14 protein-coding genes and 1 tRNA gene are annotated in these 18,287 nt (G+C 39.3%); 6 read left to right on the plus strand and 9 right to left on the minus strand.

From position 1 onward, the window contains the following. Positions 1 to 18: 18 nt before the first annotated feature. From EL215_RS07605 to EL215_RS07615, 3 genes are all read right to left on the minus strand, one after another. Positions 19 to 1,779 (minus strand): ABC transporter ATP-binding protein/permease, encoded by a 1,761-nt coding sequence (locus tag EL215_RS07605; protein ID WP_126471259.1) that lies wholly within the window; start codon positions 1,777 to 1,779, stop codon positions 19 to 21. Positions 1,780 to 1,843: 64 nt separating this feature from the next. Next, positions 1,844 to 4,027 carry a TonB-dependent siderophore receptor gene (locus tag EL215_RS07610; RefSeq protein WP_126471261.1) on the minus strand — a complete coding sequence of 728 codons (2,184 nt, stop codon included), beginning with the start codon at positions 4,025 to 4,027 and terminating at the stop codon, positions 1,844 to 1,846. Between the two features lie 169 nt (positions 4,028 to 4,196). Further along, positions 4,197 to 4,273, minus strand: a tRNA-Val gene (locus EL215_RS07615). A 226-nt stretch (positions 4,274 to 4,499) separates the two neighbouring features. On the opposite strand from EL215_RS07615, the gene pyk reads away from it, so the two are divergent. The 6 genes from pyk to EL215_RS07645 all read left to right on the plus strand — a co-directional run bounded on the left by pyk (position 4,500) and on the right by EL215_RS07645 (position 11,550). Further along, a complete protein-coding gene (gene pyk / locus EL215_RS07620; RefSeq protein ID WP_126471263.1) occupies positions 4,500 to 5,936 on the plus strand; it encodes a pyruvate kinase in 1,437 nt (478 codons plus the stop codon). 148 nt (positions 5,937 to 6,084) lie between these two features. Beyond that, on the plus strand, positions 6,085 to 7,491 hold the full coding sequence (locus EL215_RS07625; protein WP_126471265.1) for a replicative DNA helicase: 1,407 nt from the start codon (positions 6,085 to 6,087) through the stop codon (positions 7,489 to 7,491). A 23-nt stretch (positions 7,492 to 7,514) separates the two neighbouring features. Beyond that, entirely contained in the window at positions 7,515 to 8,597 is a 1,083-nt protein-coding gene (alr, locus tag EL215_RS07630; RefSeq protein ID WP_126471267.1) for an alanine racemase, read from the plus strand. A 56-nt stretch (positions 8,598 to 8,653) separates the two neighbouring features. Beyond that, on the plus strand, positions 8,654 to 10,303 hold the full coding sequence (pgi, locus tag EL215_RS07635) for a glucose-6-phosphate isomerase (RefSeq protein WP_126471268.1): 1,650 nt from the start codon (positions 8,654 to 8,656) through the stop codon (positions 10,301 to 10,303). An 87-nt stretch (positions 10,304 to 10,390) separates the two neighbouring features. Next, entirely contained in the window at positions 10,391 to 10,744 is a 354-nt protein-coding gene (locus tag EL215_RS07640; RefSeq protein WP_126469735.1) for a helix-turn-helix domain-containing protein, read from the plus strand. Continuing rightward, positions 10,732 to 11,550: an IS3 family transposase gene (locus EL215_RS07645; RefSeq protein WP_232013322.1), complete on the plus strand. Its 819-nt coding sequence runs from the start codon at positions 10,732 to 10,734 to the stop codon at positions 11,548 to 11,550. The genes EL215_RS07640 and EL215_RS07645 overlap by 13 nt, the downstream gene beginning before the upstream one ends. A gap of 52 nt (positions 11,551 to 11,602) precedes the next feature. Here EL215_RS07645 and EL215_RS07650 read toward each other — a convergent pair whose 3' ends face one another. The 6 genes from EL215_RS07650 to sfsA all read right to left on the minus strand — a co-directional run bounded on the left by EL215_RS07650 (position 11,603) and on the right by sfsA (position 18,094). Further along, positions 11,603 to 12,775, minus strand: coding sequence for an MFS transporter (locus EL215_RS07650; RefSeq protein ID WP_126471269.1), 1,173 nt, complete (start codon positions 12,773 to 12,775; stop codon positions 11,603 to 11,605). Between the two features lie 69 nt (positions 12,776 to 12,844). Then, entirely contained in the window at positions 12,845 to 14,302 is a 1,458-nt protein-coding gene (locus EL215_RS07655; RefSeq protein WP_126471271.1) for a glycoside hydrolase family 32 protein, read from the minus strand. Positions 14,303 to 14,311: 9 nt separating this feature from the next. Continuing rightward, positions 14,312 to 14,923 (minus strand): glutathione S-transferase N-terminal domain-containing protein, encoded by a 612-nt coding sequence (locus EL215_RS07660; RefSeq protein WP_049355760.1) that lies wholly within the window; start codon positions 14,921 to 14,923, stop codon positions 14,312 to 14,314. A gap of 58 nt (positions 14,924 to 14,981) precedes the next feature. After that, positions 14,982 to 15,908 (minus strand): fructokinase, encoded by a 927-nt coding sequence (locus EL215_RS07665; protein ID WP_126471273.1) that lies wholly within the window; start codon positions 15,906 to 15,908, stop codon positions 14,982 to 14,984. A 75-nt stretch (positions 15,909 to 15,983) separates the two neighbouring features. Next, entirely contained in the window at positions 15,984 to 17,171 is a 1,188-nt protein-coding gene (gene tyrS, locus EL215_RS07670) for a tyrosine--tRNA ligase (RefSeq protein WP_049355758.1), read from the minus strand. 206 nt (positions 17,172 to 17,377) lie between these two features. Next, positions 17,378 to 18,094, minus strand: a complete 717-nt coding sequence (gene sfsA, locus EL215_RS07675) for a DNA/RNA nuclease SfsA (RefSeq protein WP_126471275.1) — start codon at positions 18,092 to 18,094, stop codon at positions 17,378 to 17,380. Positions 18,095 to 18,287: the final 193 nt, after the last annotated feature.

The following is an 18,287-nucleotide window of genomic DNA, read 5'->3' on the forward strand; positions in this document are numbered from 1 at the left end:
AATTTAGCCTTTTGTTATTTAGACGATGCAGACTGCCAAATCCAATTGTTTGTTATGGAACTGATGTAATGTACCACGATGACCCACACTTAGAATGATCATATTCGGTAAGCGCTCTTTAATTGTTTTATAAAGCAGATACTCTGTTGGCTCATCAAGTGCTGATGTGGTTTCATCTAAAAAGACCACTTCAGGTTTGGTCAGTAAAATCCGAATGAATGCCACGCGCTGTAATTCACCCGGTGACAAAATCGCTTGCCAATCGTTATCTACATCAAGACTATGAAGATATTTATCCAAACAGCAATCCGCGAGTGTTTTTTCCAATTCAGGATGATAAGGATCAATGTCTGGATAGCAAATCGCTTCACGTAACGTGCCTTGTGGTATATAAGGACGTTGTGGTAAGAATAAACTGGTCACACAAGGATGTTCCACTAGACCAACTGTCTCAAAAGGATAAATTCCCGCCATTGCTTTTAATAGCGATGTTTTCCCTGTGCCAGATGGACCTTGAATTAATAAAGCATCACCATTTTTTAATTTAATATTTAAGTTATTAAGCAACAATCTGCCTTGCTCATCTTTAATACCAAAATTTGATAACGCAACACGGTTAGAACATTTCATGGGTTGATGAACCTCTGAATGATCTAATTTATCCAACTTAGTCATAAAACCATAAAGACGATTTAAGCGCGCTTGATAGAGCGTAAACTCTTCATAGAACAAACGGAAGAAGGAAAGGGCGGTCATTAATCGGTTAAATGCTTGTACAGTTTGGTGCATATCGCCCAGTTTGATTTGTCCAGTAAAAAAACGAGGCGCTTGCAGCATTAACGGTAAGAGTTTTGCAACGCGCGTGACACTTCCATTAAAGCCGTCTAATCCCAACATTCTTAATACAATTGCCCAACGGTTATGAATAATTTCGGCAAATTTGTTTTTCAATAAATGCTGTTCTTGCTGTTCACCTTGATAGAATGCGATACTTTCCGCATTATCTCGCACTCGAATTAAAGAATAACGGTAGTCACCATTGAGTTTTTCTTTATTGAAGTTCAGCTTGATCAAAGGGTGACCAATCCATACAGACATTAATGTTGCCAGGATAATAAAGGCATAAATAAAGAAAACAACGCCTTTTTCGATATTCAAGCCAAAAAGACTTAATATTCCAGAAAGTGACCAAAGAATGATAGTGAATTCAATGGTAGTCAAAATAGAATTAATCATACCGCGCACAATTTTGACGGTACTACTGATAAATTCACGTGCATCTTGCTCAATACGTTGATCAATATTATCGGGCAGATCTTTTTCGTATTTGATTCGATAGTATTTTTTATTTTCTAACCATCGTTTAACAAGGACTTTATTCAAGCTTTCCAACCAACGGATTTCAAATACTTGTTGCAAGAAATAATCGGCGATGGAGTGGATAACTTGTACCAATACTAAGAGGGCATTCAGTTTTGCAAAGAACCAAAACTTATCCGCATCTAATTCCTGCATTGAGCTATAAAGCCCGTTATAGAAAAAAGAGTTGAGTACGCTGAAACGCACTTCTAACAAAATCATGGTAAACAACACCAGTAGCATAACGATGATTTTGATGCTGTTACGGCGATTAATCGAAGGAGATGCAATATGCCAAAACTTCTGACCGAATGTGGTTTGTTTGAGTACCAGTGTCGTCACGCTAAAGCACACAATCACCCAGAAAAGTGCGGTCAAAATCCAGCTTAAACTTGAGTTAAGTTCAGTTTGCCAATTCATTGATTATCCATAAAGTAAAAAACGAAAAAAGGGCGAAATATTCGCCCTCGTATTGTGCGCTTAATTAAAACTCAACTTTCGTGTTGAAGATAAATTCACGTCCATAACCTAATGCAACAGGGATTAACGTATTTGTTGCGTTACCAGAAGTGGATGGATAGTAAGTTTTATCTGTTAAGTTTTTACCGTTAAGTTGGAAAGAGACTTTCTTGCCAGAGATTTTGGTATCGTAAGCAATAAAGGCATCATATACCACGGCATAAGGTAATTTGTATGCTTTGGTGTAATCACTGTTATAAGCATGCCAAGAACCTAAATAACGAGCACCACCACCAACACGGATGTTACCAAAATCAAATTCACCTACGTTATAAGCTAGGAACAGGGAAGCTTGATGTTTCGGTACACCAGAAAGTTGTTGATTTACCGCATCAGGATAACGCTCATTTTCAAGTGATTTTACTTTGGTGTAGGTATAGTTAGCCGCTACGCTTAGACTATCCGTAATTTGACCATTAAGATCGAATTCCACACCACGAGAACGTTGTTTGCCGACGATATTTAATTGCGCATTTGAACCAGACCCAACAGCCTCAGCTACATTACGTTTGCTGATATTGAATAATGCTAGTGTTGCATTAAAGCCTGAGTTTTCGTATTTTGCACCAATTTCAAAAGATTTACCTTGTTCTGGTTTTAAATCGCCGCTAACAGGTGTTGCCACACTCATTTGTGGACGGAAAGACTCAGAGTAGTTCGCAAAGGTTGCAATATGTGGCGTAAATTTATATACGGCACCTAATTGATACAATAATTTACCATCGTGCTGATCGGTATTTCCGGTTTTTGTTAGATTTTGACCTTTTTTACAGTTTGCTGCATTTAAGCAATAACGTCCTGCAAATTGATCAAAGTACTCATAACGTAAACCACCCGTCATGATAAAGTTATCGGTAAAGTAGGCGGTATCTTGAATATAAACACCAACGGTTTTGAGATAGTTATATTGGTAGGCGTTGCCGTTACCATTTTTATGTTCCGCAACAGGGCTGGTATAGTTTGGATGATCAATATTGATATCAGAATTCATGATGCCTTGGTTATAAATAGGACCAAGATCACGAATATTACGCATTGCATCAATACCCGCTACAAAGCGGTTAGCAATATCACCGATACCAAATTCACCAACGATATTTAATGTACCGCTATGAACGCGTTGATCGCCTTGTTGCTGTTCAATTGCACGGCGGGCTGTACGAGTTTTAACGTTAATATTTGTAATACGAGCTTGATCGTAGAAATATTTGTAACGAGCATAGCTATAACCCGCATTTAATTTCCAACCGTCACTCAATTTGTGTTCAATTTTGAAATCAATGTTATCGGTTTTTGCGGTTGTTTCATTATTTGGTTCATCTAAACGACGCGATACTGGGATATCCGGTAATGCATTAGTTGCCGTTAAAAGATTTGTACCACGATCAAATGGCTCAAGAATATCTTTGTGTTCATAAGAAAGAAGTACTTTAGTTTTATCATTTTCCCAAGAAAGTGATGGTGCGTAAGTGGTATTTTTCACTTTGCCAAAATTACGCCAGTAGTCTTTTTCTTGTTTGTCATAGATAAAGCGGTAAGCGAAACCATTTCCTAACCCACCAGTAAAATCTAATTGCGTTCCCCACAGGCTATGATTACCTAAGGTTCCACCAACGACATAACGTGGCGTTTGTTGTGGTTTTTTAGTAATGATATTAACCACACCACCTGGATCTTGAATACCATAAAGTACAGATGCAGGTCCTTTTAAAACTTCAACAGTTTCAGTTGTCGCGCTAAAGTTTTTAGCTGGACCAGCTTGTAAACCGTTACGCATAATTGAGTTGTCACGGTTTCCACCAAAACCACGTTTTTGAATAGAGTCAAACATACCACCTAACGTATTCGCTTGACTCACACCACTGACGTTATAAAGCGCATCAATGAGTGATTCAGGTTTGCGATCTTCTAGTAGTTTGGTTGAAAGAATATTTACTGTGTTTGGTGTGTCGAATACAGGCAATTCAGCTTTTGATACAACTGATGTCCCTGTCGTTTGATAACCATTTTGTTTAATTCCCGTATCTTGAACGTTAATTTGCTCAAGCGTCTCGGTGTTTGTATCTACGGTTTGCTCAGTTTCTGCAAACGTAGAAATGGAAAAACTGGTTAAAAGTGCAGTTGAAATAAGGCTTAATTTAAAATTCATAATCGCTTTCCAATAGATAATAAAAGAGCCCAAAGTATAGCGAAAACGTTTACGTCAATCAATGCAAATTATTTTCATTTATATATGTGATTATCCAGAAAAGATTCATTCAAATTAAGGTGAGATCGAAAAAGAAAAACCCCAAGCTAATAAAGCTTGGGATTGTAAATGGTGCGACTAGCTGGACTCGAACCAGTGACCCCCACCATGTCAAGGTGGTGCTCTAACCAACTGAGCTATAGTCGCATAAAAGATGTAACAGATGATAAACAGTTTTAAGGATGAAAACAAGGGGATTTGTTTTAAGTTAAGTTTAGATGCTAAAAAAATAACCAATATTTAACTTGAAAAGTCTCAGTAGCTATTTTGATTTTATATTGGTTTAAGCGTATAATGCGCAACGTTTTTTATCTCGGATAAGCCGAATTTAGAAAAGTTTTATTAAAATTGTAACTATTGTGGAGTTTAGATAATGTCTAGAAAATTAAGAAGAACGAAGATTGTATGTACAATGGGACCAGCAACAGATCGCGATAATAATCTTGAAAAAATTATCGCAGCTGGTGCGAATGTTGTACGTATGAATTTTTCTCACGGTACACCAGAAGATCATATTGAACGCGCAGAGCGTGTTCGTGCGATCGCAAAAAAATTAGGTAAAACCGTGGCAATTTTAGGTGACTTACAAGGTCCTAAAATTCGTGTTTCTACTTTTAAAGACGGCAAAATTTTCTTAAATGTTGGTGATAAATTTATTCTTGATGCGGAATTACCAAAAGGTGAGGGTAATCAAGAAGCCGTTGGTTTAGACTATAAAACACTTCCACAAGATGTTGTGCCAAGCGATATTCTTTTATTAGATGACGGCCGTGTTCAATTAAAAGTACTTTCTACTGAAGGTGCAAAAGTATTTACTGAAGTGACTGTTGGTGGCCCATTATCAAACAATAAAGGGATCAACAAATTAGGTGGTGGCCTATCTGCAGATGCATTAACTGAAAAAGATAAAGCAGATATCATCACTGCTGCTCGTATCGGTGTAGATTACCTAGCGGTATCTTTCCCACGTTCAAGTGCAGATTTAAACTATGCACGTGAGTTAGCAAAACAAGCTGGTTTAGAAGCGAAAATCGTTGCTAAAGTTGAACGTGCTGAAACCGTAGTTGATGAAGCAGCAATGGATGATATCATCTTAGCTTCAGATGTCATCATGGTTGCGCGTGGTGACTTAGGTGTTGAAATCGGTGACCCTGAATTAGTTGGTGTACAGAAAAAATTAATTCGTCGTTCACGTCAATTAAACCGTGCAGTTATTACAGCAACTCAAATGATGGAGTCAATGATCAGCAACCCAATGCCTACTCGTGCAGAAGTTATGGACGTGGCAAATGCGGTATTAGATGGTACTGACGCGGTAATGCTTTCAGCGGAAACTGCAGCAGGTCAATATCCAGCTGAAACTGTAGCGACAATGGCACGCGTATGTTTAGGTGCAGAAAAAATGCCTAGCATCAATATTTCCCATCACCGTTTAGATCGTGAGTTCAGAGATATTGAAGAATCAGTGGCAATGTCTGCCATGTATGCAGCAAACCACTTAAGCGGTATCGCTGCAATCATTACATTAAGTCACTCTGGTCGTACACCATTATTAATGTCACGCATCAGCTCTGGTTTACCAATCTTTGCACTTTCTCGTGTTCAAGAAACATTAAACCGTTGCGCATTATATCGTGGTGTCACTCCAGTTCATTTTGATGGTGAATCTCGTAGCTCTGCAGGTGCAAAAGCAGCGATTAACCTATTAAAAGAAAAAGGTTATTTAGTTTCAGGTGATCTTGTTTTATTAACACAAGGTGATGAATCAGAAGGTACAACTAACGTATGTCGTACTTTAACAGTTGAATAATCAATATGAATGAATAAAAAGAGCGGTGGATTTTTCCACCGTTTTTTTATATCTAAAATATTGAAAATATTGACCGCACTTTTTTCTTAAAACCACCTCCTATTTGCGGTATCATAAGCACAGTTTTTTAGTTTAAATTGAAATCCTTATGGCATCACAAAGACAAATCCAATCTCCCGATAAAAAAACTGAACAAGTTAGTATCCCGCCTCACTCCATTGAAGCTGAACAAGCCGTACTTGGCGGCATCATGTTGAGTAATCAACATTGGGATGGTATTGCAGAAAGAGTGATTGCTGAGGATTTTTATACTTTTGCGCATAAAGCAATCTTCCAAACCATGGAAGAATTAATGCGCAACCAAACGCCGATTGATTTAATCACTCTTGATCAAGCCCTTAAAGCTAAGGATATTAGTGATTCCGTAGGTGGTTTTGCTTATTTAGCGGATCTTTCTAATAATACCCCAAATGCGATTAATATTTTGGCTTATGCGGAAATCGTGCGTGAAAAAGCGATTTTGCGTGAGCTTATTGCAGTGGGAAATCGTATCGCAGAAAACAGCTATTCTCCGAAAGGCAAAGATATCAAAATGGTGTTGGATGAAGCCGAGAGAGAGGTGTTTGCTATTGCTGAAAAACGCAGTTCTTCAACTGAAGGACCGCAAAATGTGATCAGCGTGTTGGAAAGCACTATTGCTCGAATTGATACCTTAAGTAAGCTTGAAAATCATAGTGGTGTGACAGGCGTCACAACGGGCTTTGTTGACTTAGATAAGAAAACAGCAGGTTTACAGCCTTCCGATCTCATCATTGTCGCAGCACGTCCTTCTATGGGTAAAACTACGTTTGCGATGAACCTTTGTGAAAATGCCGCCATGGCAAGTGATAAGCCTGTGTTGGTATTCAGTTTAGAGATGCCGGCTGAACAAATTATGATGCGTATGATTGCCTCTCTTGCTCGCGTGGATCAAACTAAAATTCGTACTGGTCAAAACTTGGATGAAACAGAGTGGAGCAAAATTGCAAGTGTGTTTGGGATGTTTAAGCAAAAAAACAATCTTTATATCGATGATTCATCAGGTTTAACCCCAACAGAATTGCGTTCTCGTGCGCGTCGTGTGTATCGCGAAAATGGTGGCTTGAGCATGATTATGGTGGACTATCTTCAATTAATGCGCGCCCCCGCATTTTCAGATAACCGTACCTTAGAAATTGCTGAGATTTCCCGTTCATTAAAAGCCTTAGCGAAAGAATTAGAAGTCCCCGTTGTAGCTCTTTCCCAGCTTAACCGTACATTGGAACAACGTGCAGATAAACGCCCAGTAAACTCGGACTTGCGTGAATCAGGCTCTATTGAACAGGATGCTGACTTGATCATGTTTATTTATCGTGACGAAGTGTATAACGATAATTCTGAAGATAAAGGTGTTGCTGAAATCATTATCGGTAAACAACGTAACGGTCCGATTGGTCGTGTACGTTTAGCATTTAACGGTCAATTCTCACGCTTTGATAACCTTGCCGAACAGCGTGAATACAGAGATGATTATTAGGCAAGAGATAACGGATTAGAAAAATGAACGTAAAACCGGCAACAGCGAAAATCAGTTCGCTTGCCCTAAAACATAATTTACAAGTTATTAAAGAAAAAGCACCACACAGCAAAATTATTGCCGTGGTAAAAGCAAACGCATATGGTCATGGTGTGGTATTTGTCTCATCCGCTTTAGAAAGTATGGTGGATTGCTTTGCTGTGGCACGTTTAGAAGAAGCATTATCTTTACGCTCCAATGGTATTATTAAACCGATCTTATTGCTAGAAGGCTTTTTCGATGAAAAAGATCTGCCTATTATTGCAGTAAATAATATTGAGACGGTGGTTCATAACCGCGAACAGCTTGAAGCATTAAAACGAGCTGTGGTACCAAGTCCAATCAAAGTTTGGTTGAAGATTGATACTGGTATGCACCGTTTAGGTGTGTCGCTTGGTGAAGTGGATTATTTTTATCAAGAGCTGAAAAAACTGCCTCAAATTCAATCGCACTTAGGCTTTGTGAGTCATTTTAGTCGAGCAGATGAATTAGATTCTGATTACACTCAAGTTCAGCTCGATCGTTTCCTTCAAGCCACAAAAAATAAAGAGGGAGAGCGAACCATTGCCGCATCAGGTGGAATCCTATTCTGGCCAGAAGCGCATCTAGATTGTATTCGTCCAGGGATTATTATGTATGGTATTTCACCAACGGATACTGCCGGTGCTGAATTTGGTTTAACTCCCGTGATGAATTTAACGTCATCTTTGCTTTCTGTACGTGATCATAAAAAAGGGGAGCCTGTTGGCTATGGCGGTATTTGGACGAGTCCGAAAGATACTAAAATTGGCGTGGTTGCCATTGGTTATGGTGATGGATATCCGCGTGATGTGCCAGAAGGTACACCAGTTTATCTAAATGGTCGTATTGTTCCTATTGTTGGTCGTGTCTCAATGGATATGCTAACGGTCGATTTAGGTCCAGATAGCCAAGATAAAGTCGGTGATGAAGTGATCTTATGGGGTAAGGAATTACCAATTGAAACGGTAGCTAAATACAGTGGTATTTTAAGCTATGAATTGATTACAAAATTAACGCCGCGTGTTATAACAGAATATGTCGATTAATTGTTTTTGTAAGAAAGCAAAAATGTAAAGAATTCAATTTTTAAAAGGAAATATTCATGAAAAACATCAACCCAACCAATACACCAGCTTGGAAAGCACTTGAAGCTCATCAATCTCAGCTGGCTAATACCACGATTGCTGATTTGTTCAAACAAGAACAAAATCGTTTTAACGATTATTCTTTAAATTTTGAAAATCAAATCTTAGTGGATTTTTCAAAAAATAAAATTAACCAAGAAACCCTCAAATTGCTTCGTCAATTAGCCAAAGAGTCTGCATTAGATGAAGCGATTAACGCTATGTTTACAGGTGAGAAAATTAATCGCACAGAAAATCGAGCTGTATTACATACCGCACTTCGTAACCGTTCAAATACACCTGTCTATGTAGATGGCAAGGATGTGATGCCGGAAGTGAATGCTGTATTAGCGAAGATGAGCGCTTTCTGTGATCGTGTGATTTCAGGTGAGTGGAAAGGTTATACCGGAAAAGCAATTACTGATGTGGTGAATATCGGCATCGGTGGTTCGGACTTAGGCCCTTATATGGTGACCGAAGCGCTTCGTCCTTATAAAAACCACTTGAATATGCACTTTGTTTCAAACGTAGATGGTACACATATCGCTGAAACATTGAAAAAAGTAAATCCTGAAACCACACTTTTCTTAGTCGCATCTAAAACCTTTACCACACAAGAAACTATGACCAATGCGAATTCTGCGCGTGATTGGTTATTAGCTGCAGCGAAAGATAACAGCGCAGTGGCAAAACACTTCGCCGCACTTTCAACCAATGGTAAAGCCGTAGCAGAATTTGGAATTGATACAAACAACATGTTTGAGTTCTGGGATTGGGTTGGTGGCCGTTATTCTTTATGGTCTGCAATCGGTCTTTCAATCGCACTTTCAATTGGCTTTGATAATTTTGAAGCACTATTAAGTGGTGCGCATGAAATGGATAAACATTTCCGTACTGCGCCATTAGAAAAAAATATCCCAGCGACATTAGCGTTAGTAGGCTTATGGAATACCAACTTCCTCGGTGCACAAACTGAGGCAATTTTACCTTATGACCAATATTTACACCGTTTTGCGGCTTATTTCCAACAAGGCAATATGGAATCAAACGGTAAATATGTCGATCGTAATGGCAATGTTATCCGTGATTATCAAACTGGCCCAATTATTTGGGGGGAACCGGGTACAAATGGTCAGCATGCGTTCTATCAATTGATTCACCAAGGTACGATGTTAATTCCTTGTGACTTTATCGCGCCAGCACAAAGCCATAATCCGTTAGGTGATCATCACAGCAAATTGTTATCCAACTTCTTTGCACAAACTGAAGCACTTGCTTTCGGTAAAACCAAAGAAGAAGTTGAAGCAGAGTTTGTGAAAGCCGGTAAATCGTTGGATGAGGTAAAAGACATTGTGCCATTTAAAGTCTTTACCGGTAACAAACCGACCAACTCTATTTTAGTGCAAAAAATGACACCATTTGTTCTTGGTGCATTAATTGCGATGTACGAACACAAGATTTTTGCACAAGGTGTGATTTTCAACATCTTTAGTTTTGACCAATGGGGCGTGGAATTAGGTAAACAATTAGCGAATCGAATTCTTCCTGAATTGGCAGATAAAGAGAACGTTTCAAGCCATGATAGCTCAACCAATGGATTGATTAATCAATTTAAAGCATGGCGCTAAGATAATGTAAAGTAAAAGGCGGTCGAAAACTGATCTGCACCCCAAAAGTTGGACTCAACAAACCAACAATTGAGGTGCAGATTTTTTATGGGTAAACACTACACAATCGAATTTAAATTACAGGTTCTTCAACCTATTTTGAATGGGAAAATGAGTATTAGAGAAACTGCGCGTTTTTACAATATTCCTTCCAACTCCCTAGTCGGGACATGGTTGAAACGATTTGAAAAAAGTGGCATAAAAGGACTTATTCCCCGTAAACCATCAGGACGACCGCCGATGAAACCCAAATATGCAAAAATGCCACCGCCACCCAAAACTGAAGAAGACCGTTTACGCCTGAGAATTTTACAGCTTGAAGCGGAGGTAGCCTACCTAAAGGAGTTGAGAAGGCTCAGACTTCAGGACGAAGCCGAGCAACGGAAATTATCCAAAGGTTAAGAACACGCTATCCGTTAAAATGGCTTTTAGGCTTTGCACAATTAGCGCGTAGTACGTTTTTTGCTAAACTTCAGATTAAACTGGATAAGGATGAGTTGTTGAAAAAGACCATTAAACGCATCAAAGCCAACCATCCTGATTATGGCTACCGACGTGTTCATGCCTGCTTGCCAGGCGTGAATCATAAAAAAGTTCAACGTTTAATGCAGACACTTGGGCTTCAAGTGCGGTCAAGAAAAAGCAAGAAATTTACGACCTATCGAGGCACGATAGGGGTGATTGCACCGAATCATCTTGAACGCGATTTTAGTGCAACGGCCCCGAACCAAAAATGGGTGACCGATATCACCGAGTTTAAGGCGAAAGATGGGAGCAAAGTCTATTTATCCCCAATTTTAGACTTATTTAACAATGAGATAGTTTCATATAATCTCAGCTATTCCCCAAACTGGGCGCAAGTAGAGGACATGTTAATGCAAGCCGTCAAAGGATTAAATAAAGCTTGTGGTGTCATTTTACATTCAGACCAGGGATGGCAATATCAAATGGTGGCTTATCGTCGAATCTTGGCTGAACATGGCATCATTCAAAGTATGTCGAGAAAAGGGAATTGCTTGGACAACGCCGCAATGGAAAGTTTCTTTGGACGATTAAAAACAGAATGTTTTTATGGTCGGGAATTTAACAGTAGAGAGGAGATAGTTGATGCCGTCAGGGATTATTTGGATTACTATAATCACCGACGGATTCAACTAAAATTAAAAGGACTGAGTCCGGTACAATATCGAAAACAATCCTTTAAATAACAGTCTAACTTTTTGGGGTCAGATCAAAACTGACCGCACTTTTTTATTTTCATTAAACTGACTTGACTTTCCACATGCAGCCTACGCTGATAAAAATTAGTGCCACAGCGACATAAAAAATAGAATTGTAACGCCAAATTTCCGCAATCATGCCCGCAAGAGGTCCTCCGATAATCCAACTACTTTTTGCGGCATTGCTGAATAGCGTAGTGGCAGTGCCCATTTTAGTCGGCATTAAATCTTGGAAATACACCATCCCAATGGTAGCAGTAATACCAATAAAAATCGCATTAAGCGTTTGCAATCCGATCAGCTGCCAAGTTTGCTCAGTGAATAATAAACTTGAATAGAAGACGAGACCTGAAACTAAAGCAATCATCATCAAGCGCTTTTTACTGAAATATTTGGTGAGATAGCCTGCAAATATCATCACAGGGATTTCCAATCCCGCAGCCGTTCCCATTAATGTTCCCGCCAGTTCTTTGTTTAAATGTAATTCATTAATCACAAATAATGGCATATTAATGAGATACATGCTGTTACAGGTCCAAAGTAATAGGTTAGCGATGAACAAGTAAATCACACTTTTTCTTGGTGGTGTATTGTCTAAAATTTCTTGATTTTTAACCGCACTTTGACGAGGAATTTTCGGCAATAATTTGCTGACGCCTGCACACAGTAAAAAGGCTGACCCTGCCACCAAATACATGTAATCAAAGCCCCTGTTTAACGCAATGAAAAAAGAAAGCGGTGGCCCAACAATCCAAGCTAATGAGATTTGAGCTCGCATAATTGTGGTGAACATCATGGCTTCACGATGGCTGCTTTCAGCATATTCTCGCGCTAAAGCAAAAGATTGCGGATTAGCGGATGAACCTAGCCCTAATAGCGTTGTGCCGATAATAATCAACACATAATAATTTCGGCTATAAGCAAAAATTAGACAACCAAGCACAGCAATTAAACAGCAAACAATCATCACCTTGCGACGGTCATCTTGCTTATCAGAATATTTTGCGAGAATTTGACTCAAGATAATGCCAATAATGGCATTGACTGAATAGAACAAGCCTACAAAAAAAGGTGAAACTTGAATCTCTTGAGAGAGATATAAACTCAAGGTCGGTGTTTGAAACGCAGAGGCAATCCCAGTTAAAAAGGCAATCAATAGAAAATTGAACGCCACGATATTGGATGGTGTTGCGTTTTGTTGTTGAGCAAACATAGTCATTGCTTAATAAGAGAACATGGTTGGAAATAAAAGTGCGGTTAACTTTAACCGCATTTGAGTTGATTATTTGTCATAATGAATCGCCGCTAAATAACCGATCATTAAATCTAACGGGCGATTGCTGGTTATTGTATTCTCTCTGTTCTCAATGAAAAATCTTGATGTCATGACTTTTTCACCGTGATTCAAGAAAATTTCAATAATTGAGCGATCAAAGAAAATTTCAACCGTCTGCAGATTTTCAATTTCGCAGAAGCGTTTTGTATCGAATTTCTCCATTAATTCCGTTTGTTCGCTTTGGCTGCGATCTAAGCAGATTAAGCCATTTTCATAAGATAGGCGCAGTGATTGTCTTTTTTCATTTTGGAAGAAGGTTAAGTCAAAGGCTTGGTTATTTGCCTCAAATTTAAGATAGGCACGATCTAAATTGCCAATGTCCGCTTTCTTATCAAGATGTAGCGCTAAAAGTTTGGTTAGATTTTCGTCTATCTTATGAATTGGACGTTGATAAATTCTCGAGCCTTCTAAGCGCAAATCTCTTGGCAAGGTTAAAGCCGAATGCCATTTAAATTTATCTGTTGGATAGGTTAAATCGGGTAAACCAATCCAACCGAAAAGCACCGCATGAGTTTGATTATCTAAGCCGCCAAACGTTTGTGGTGCGTAGAAATCAAAACCCTGATCTAATTCGCCGATATATTCTGCTTCAAAGGTTGAATCCGTTAATTTACCCACAGCATAAGTCGCATGATAATTATTTTGGAATTGATGAGTTTCTCGATCTTTACCTTGTGGCGACCAAATAAACACATCTTTATCACCGATCTTCAATAGGTCAGGGCATTCCCACATAAACACATTTTTGTTGTCAAAAGCAGGCAAGGAAAGCTCGCCTAATAAACGAGGCGTATCTTCAAGATTGTCCATTTCAAAAATAATCGCCGTGCCGGTGAGATTTTCCCGTTGGGCACCGCAGATAAAACGGATTTTACCGTTTTCGGTGAAATAAGGTTTAGGATCACGAACATGCTCTGTATAACCTTCAGGCGCATTTTCAATTAACGGACGTTTGCTAAGCAATTTTCCATTAAGATTGAAAATTGCTAAATTTTGATAAGGCACGCGTTGATTATCACTTGGGCGACGGGTATTGCCCGTATAGAACATGGCCAATTTATCACCAACTTTCAAAGCACCACCAGAATAACAGCCGTGAGATTCAAAAAGCTCGCAAGGAATCAGATCATCTGCTGATTGATAATGTTGGAAATCTTTCGTGATTAAATGCTTCCAATGTTTCATCCCGTGAATAGCATCGAATGGAAACCATTGATAGAACAGATGATACTTTTCACCATCAAAGATCAAACCATTCGGATCATTCATTAAGCCGGTTGGTGGGGCAATATGAAAGTGCGGTCGAAAATCTTTGTCTTTTTGCACGGTTTCAGCAATTTCTGCGAGTTCGCCTTTCTCTGCAGCTAGGATGCTTTTGTATTTGCCATTATTGAAAATAATCATAATTCAATCTTATTTGGGTAAAGTATTTTTTAAGCAATCATAGCGTTGATTCATTGCTTCAGCCCATGCTTTTAATGATTTGATAGTTGCATGTTGTGAAGCATGAGTCCAAGCATCGCGGAAGAGTAGGAAATCAATCGCACATACGGCATTCAATGTACCGATATTTAATTCTTCACCAAAGATATCAATGGCTTTTTGGAGCTCTATTAAGCTTCGTTCTGTACGGTCAAAAATTTGTTGATGACGTTCAAGCCACCATTGCTCTTGTGGACGAAGGCATTTTTCAGGTGCTACGGATATTTCATTCTCTAAAATACCATCTGCTAAATAATGTAAACGGAGAATTTCCCAACGTGTCTCTTTGTTCCCATAAAGTGAAGGTTGTGTACCAAGGTGATCGAGATATTCAGCAATAAGCGAACTGTTATAAAGCCATTCACCATTTTCCCGTTGTAATGCCGGTAAACGACCAAGAGGATTGTCTAAGTTATGTGGTGAGTTCTTATCTAAGCCACTGGTTGCGAGGAGTAATTCAACATGATCTTGTAATTGATGATATTGCACTACGGCACGGGCTTTTCTTGCATAAGGGCTAGAGTTGGAATACCAAAGTTTCATAAATATCTCCTAAATTATCTTCATAAATAAAAGGTGTAGTGACTTGCACCTTTGCTCGCTAATTCGCTAAAAATGTCGCTAATTGTATTTGACTTGGCAAGGCAGACATTGCGCCTTTTGCTGTCGTAGCAAGGGCACCACAGGCATTAGCCTGACGGATAATTTGCACGAGCACATCATTTTCTTTCCAGTTTGGATGCTGTGAAAGTCCTGCAAGCAGACCACCAACGAAGGCATCACCTGCGCCTGTTGTATCAATCGGTTGTAAGGCTTTTCCGGCAATTACATCTTTCTTACCTTTTAAGTGATAGAGCGCGCCATCTTTACCTAGAGTCACAATAATCAATTTTTCAGGATAAAGTGCGGTCACTTTTTCAAAGGCTTTTTCAAGGCTATCAGTATTGGTTAAAAGCGTTAATTCTTCTTCAGAGAATTTTAATACGTCAGCTAATGCAACGGCTTCCATGACCACGGTTTTCATTTCTTCTAGGCTAGACCAAAGTGATTCTCGTAAATTTGGGTCAAAAGAGAAGAAACCACCAGCAGCTTTAATGCGACGAATGGCTTCGAAAGTCGCTTCGCGAGATGGATTATTAATCAGCGCAATAGAGCAGCAATGTAGCCATTCACCTTGTTGGAAAGGCGGTAAATCGCTGGCTTGTAAGAACTGGTCCGCACTTGGGTTTACCATAAAGGTAAAACTACGTTCGCCATTATCTAGGCCAACTACAACCGTAGATGTACGATGTTGCGGATCTAAAATCATATGTTGTGTATTTACATTTTCCGCATTTAAGGTGTCTTGCATAAATTGGCCAAGGGGATCGTTACCTACGCGACCAATAAAGGCACTTGGGCTGCCTAAGCGTGCCACACCAACAGCCACATTTGCAGGGGCACCACCGGCACAACGTAAATAATGATTTTCACCGTCAGGAATAAGATCGACAACCGCATCGCCGGTTACCCAGATTTTTTGGCTCATATTATTTTCCTTCTATTGTGGATATCAGTTAAAAAATAACCGCACTTAAAAAGAGCGGTCATTTTCATCGGTGTTTTATGCGATGGTTACGCGAGCGAACTTACGTTTACCGACTTGGTAAATATTCGTGCCTTTTGGTGCATTGGCTTTCATGTCTTCGACTTTTTCGCCATTGATTTTCACCCCACCTTGCTTCGCTGAGCGAATCGCTTCAGAAGTAGAAGGAACCAGCCCTGCTTCTTTTAATAAGGTTGCTAAACCAATTTCGCCTTCAAAGGTGAATTCAGGCATTTCATCCGGCATTGCACCTTTTTGGAAACGGTTAATAAATTCTTGCTCAGCCGCCTCTGCAGCCGCTTCATCATGGAAACGTGCAATGATTTCTTTGGCTAATAAAATCTTCACATCACGTGGGTTTTTACCATTTGTCACTTCTGCTTTTAATTCCGCAATTTCAGTGAGTGGGCGGAAAGAAAGTAAGTTATACCAATCCCACATTAATTCATCCGAGATCGACATGATTTTACCAAACATATCGCTTGGTGCATCTGTCACGCCGATGTAGTTGCCTAATGATTTAGACATTTTTTTCTCACCGTCTAAACCAACAAGTAATGGAAGCGTAATCGCTACCTGTGGTTTCTGACCGGCTGATTTTTGTAACTCGCGACCAACCAGTAAGTTAAATTTTTGGTCTGTACCACCAAGTTCCACGTCTGCTTCTAAAGCAACAGAGTCATGGCCTTGTAATAAAGGATAAATAAATTCGTGAATTGCGATAGGTTGATTGTTACCAAAACGTTTTTTGAAATCATCACGTTCTAGCATACGCGCTACGGTGTAGTTACTTGCTAAACGGATCATTCCTTCAGTGCCCAATTTACCCAACCATTCAGAGTTGAATACGATTTTCGTTTTTTGTGGGTCTAGAATCTTGTAAATCTGTTCTTTATAGGTTTCTGCATTGCGAAGCACATCTTCGCGGCTAAGCGGTGGGCGAGTGGTATTTTTGCCCGATGGGTCGCCGACCATGCCAGTAAAATCACCGATTAAGAAATAGACTTCGTGGCCTAATTGTTGGAATTGACGAAGTTTGTTTAATACCACGGTATGCCCTAAGTGAATATCCGGAGCAGTAGGGTCTGCACCAAGTTTAATTTTAAGTGGGCGATTTTCTTTCAGTTTTTCGATTAAATCCGCTTCAGAAAGAATCTCATCAGTACCGCGTTTTAGTTCTGCGAGAACGGTATTAATATCAGTCATTCTATTTCCTAATGTTATTTCAATATTAAAGGCTACATTATAGAGAATATGGCTAAAATGAAAAGATTGAGATGAAAAAAAACGCCTATTTGTGGGGAAATAGGCGTGAAGTTGGAGTGATTATCTGTTTGTTTTTGGAATGGATAGATGATAACTATTATCAAATACCTTGTCAACAACAAAATACAAATAATTCTCAATTATTTTTAATCGATGTAAGGTACGCTTTCTGTGAGAGAAAGTGCGGTCGGGATTCCATCTGAAATGTCAAATTTTCCCGCATAAGCATAAGCTTCAACGCCCTGAGATTTGGCGTCTTTTAAAAGACGATCATATTCAGGATCTACAAACTCAGCGATTTTAAAACGATCAAAGCCATCATGTAATCCAGCAAAGAGAACAACGGCGCGATGTCCTTGTTTTTTCATGGCTAAAAGCTCACGAACATGTTTTTGCCCTCGAGTAGTCACCGCATCGGGAAACATCCCTAATGTGCCTTTTACAAAGGTGATGGATTTCACTTCAACATAACAGTCTGGCAAGCCCTCACCTTTAAGTAAGAAGTCGATACGGCTATTTTCTTCACCATATTTCACTTCAGGATAAATTGCATCATACATAGCCAGTTCTTTGATTTGTTTATTTTGCAAGGCTTCAAAGACTAACTGATTGGATCTGTGCGTGTTAATACAAACAAGTTGGCCATTTGCTAATTGAGTTAATTCCCAACTGTGTGGATATTTGCGAGTTTGACTATCAGAATGAGAATACCAAACAGTATCGCCTTTTTCACCGCAGCCAGTCATTGCTCCAGTATTTGCACAATGAATGGTGATGACTTCGCCATTTGGTAATTCAATATCAGTCAAAAAACGCTTATAGCGGCGAATTAATTTTGCAGATTGTAGGGTAGGGAGTTGCATGGTTGTTCCTTGTTAAAAGAAAGTGCGATCAAATTTAATGATGAAATTGACCGCACTTTGTCTTTATGAATGTTGAGTAAATAGTAAACAATTATTCAATGGCATTGACGACTAAGCATGCTTTTCTCGATGGTGCTTGTGTCGTAGCTACCAGTGTAATCATGCTAGAAATACACGAATACAACATATGTAA

Source organism: Haemophilus parainfluenzae, assembly GCF_900638025.1.
GTDB lineage: Bacteria > Pseudomonadota > Gammaproteobacteria > Enterobacterales > Pasteurellaceae > Haemophilus_D > Haemophilus_D parainfluenzae_J.

What these genes read in the sequence shown, in the direction of transcription:
- EL215_RS07605 (WP_126471259.1), bottom strand. Translation starts at nt 1,779, where the DNA reads ATGAATTGGCAAACTGAACTTAACTCAAGTTTAAGCTGGATTTTGACC.
- sfsA (WP_126471275.1), bottom strand. Translation starts at nt 18,094, where the DNA reads ATGCAACTCCCTACCCTACAATCTGCAAAATTAATTCGCCGCTATAAG.
- EL215_RS07610 (WP_126471261.1), bottom strand. Translation starts at nt 4,027, where the DNA reads ATGAATTTTAAATTAAGCCTTATTTCAACTGCACTTTTAACCAGTTTT.
- pgi (WP_126471268.1), top strand. Translation starts at nt 8,654, where the DNA reads ATGAAAAACATCAACCCAACCAATACACCAGCTTGGAAAGCACTTGAA.
- EL215_RS07655 (WP_126471271.1), bottom strand. Translation starts at nt 14,302, where the DNA reads ATGATTATTTTCAATAATGGCAAATACAAAAGCATCCTAGCTGCAGAG.
- EL215_RS07640 (WP_126469735.1), top strand. Translation starts at nt 10,391, where the DNA reads ATGGGTAAACACTACACAATCGAATTTAAATTACAGGTTCTTCAACCT.
- alr (WP_126471267.1), top strand. Translation starts at nt 7,515, where the DNA reads ATGAACGTAAAACCGGCAACAGCGAAAATCAGTTCGCTTGCCCTAAAA.
- EL215_RS07660 (WP_049355760.1), bottom strand. Translation starts at nt 14,923, where the DNA reads ATGAAACTTTGGTATTCCAACTCTAGCCCTTATGCAAGAAAAGCCCGT.
- tyrS (WP_049355758.1), bottom strand. Translation starts at nt 17,171, where the DNA reads ATGACTGATATTAATACCGTTCTCGCAGAACTAAAACGCGGTACTGAT.
- EL215_RS07665 (WP_126471273.1), bottom strand. Translation starts at nt 15,908, where the DNA reads ATGAGCCAAAAAATCTGGGTAACCGGCGATGCGGTTGTCGATCTTATT.
- pyk (WP_126471263.1), top strand. Translation starts at nt 4,500, where the DNA reads ATGTCTAGAAAATTAAGAAGAACGAAGATTGTATGTACAATGGGACCA.
- EL215_RS07625 (WP_126471265.1), top strand. Translation starts at nt 6,085, where the DNA reads ATGGCATCACAAAGACAAATCCAATCTCCCGATAAAAAAACTGAACAA.
- EL215_RS07650 (WP_126471269.1), bottom strand. Translation starts at nt 12,775, where the DNA reads ATGTTTGCTCAACAACAAAACGCAACACCATCCAATATCGTGGCGTTC.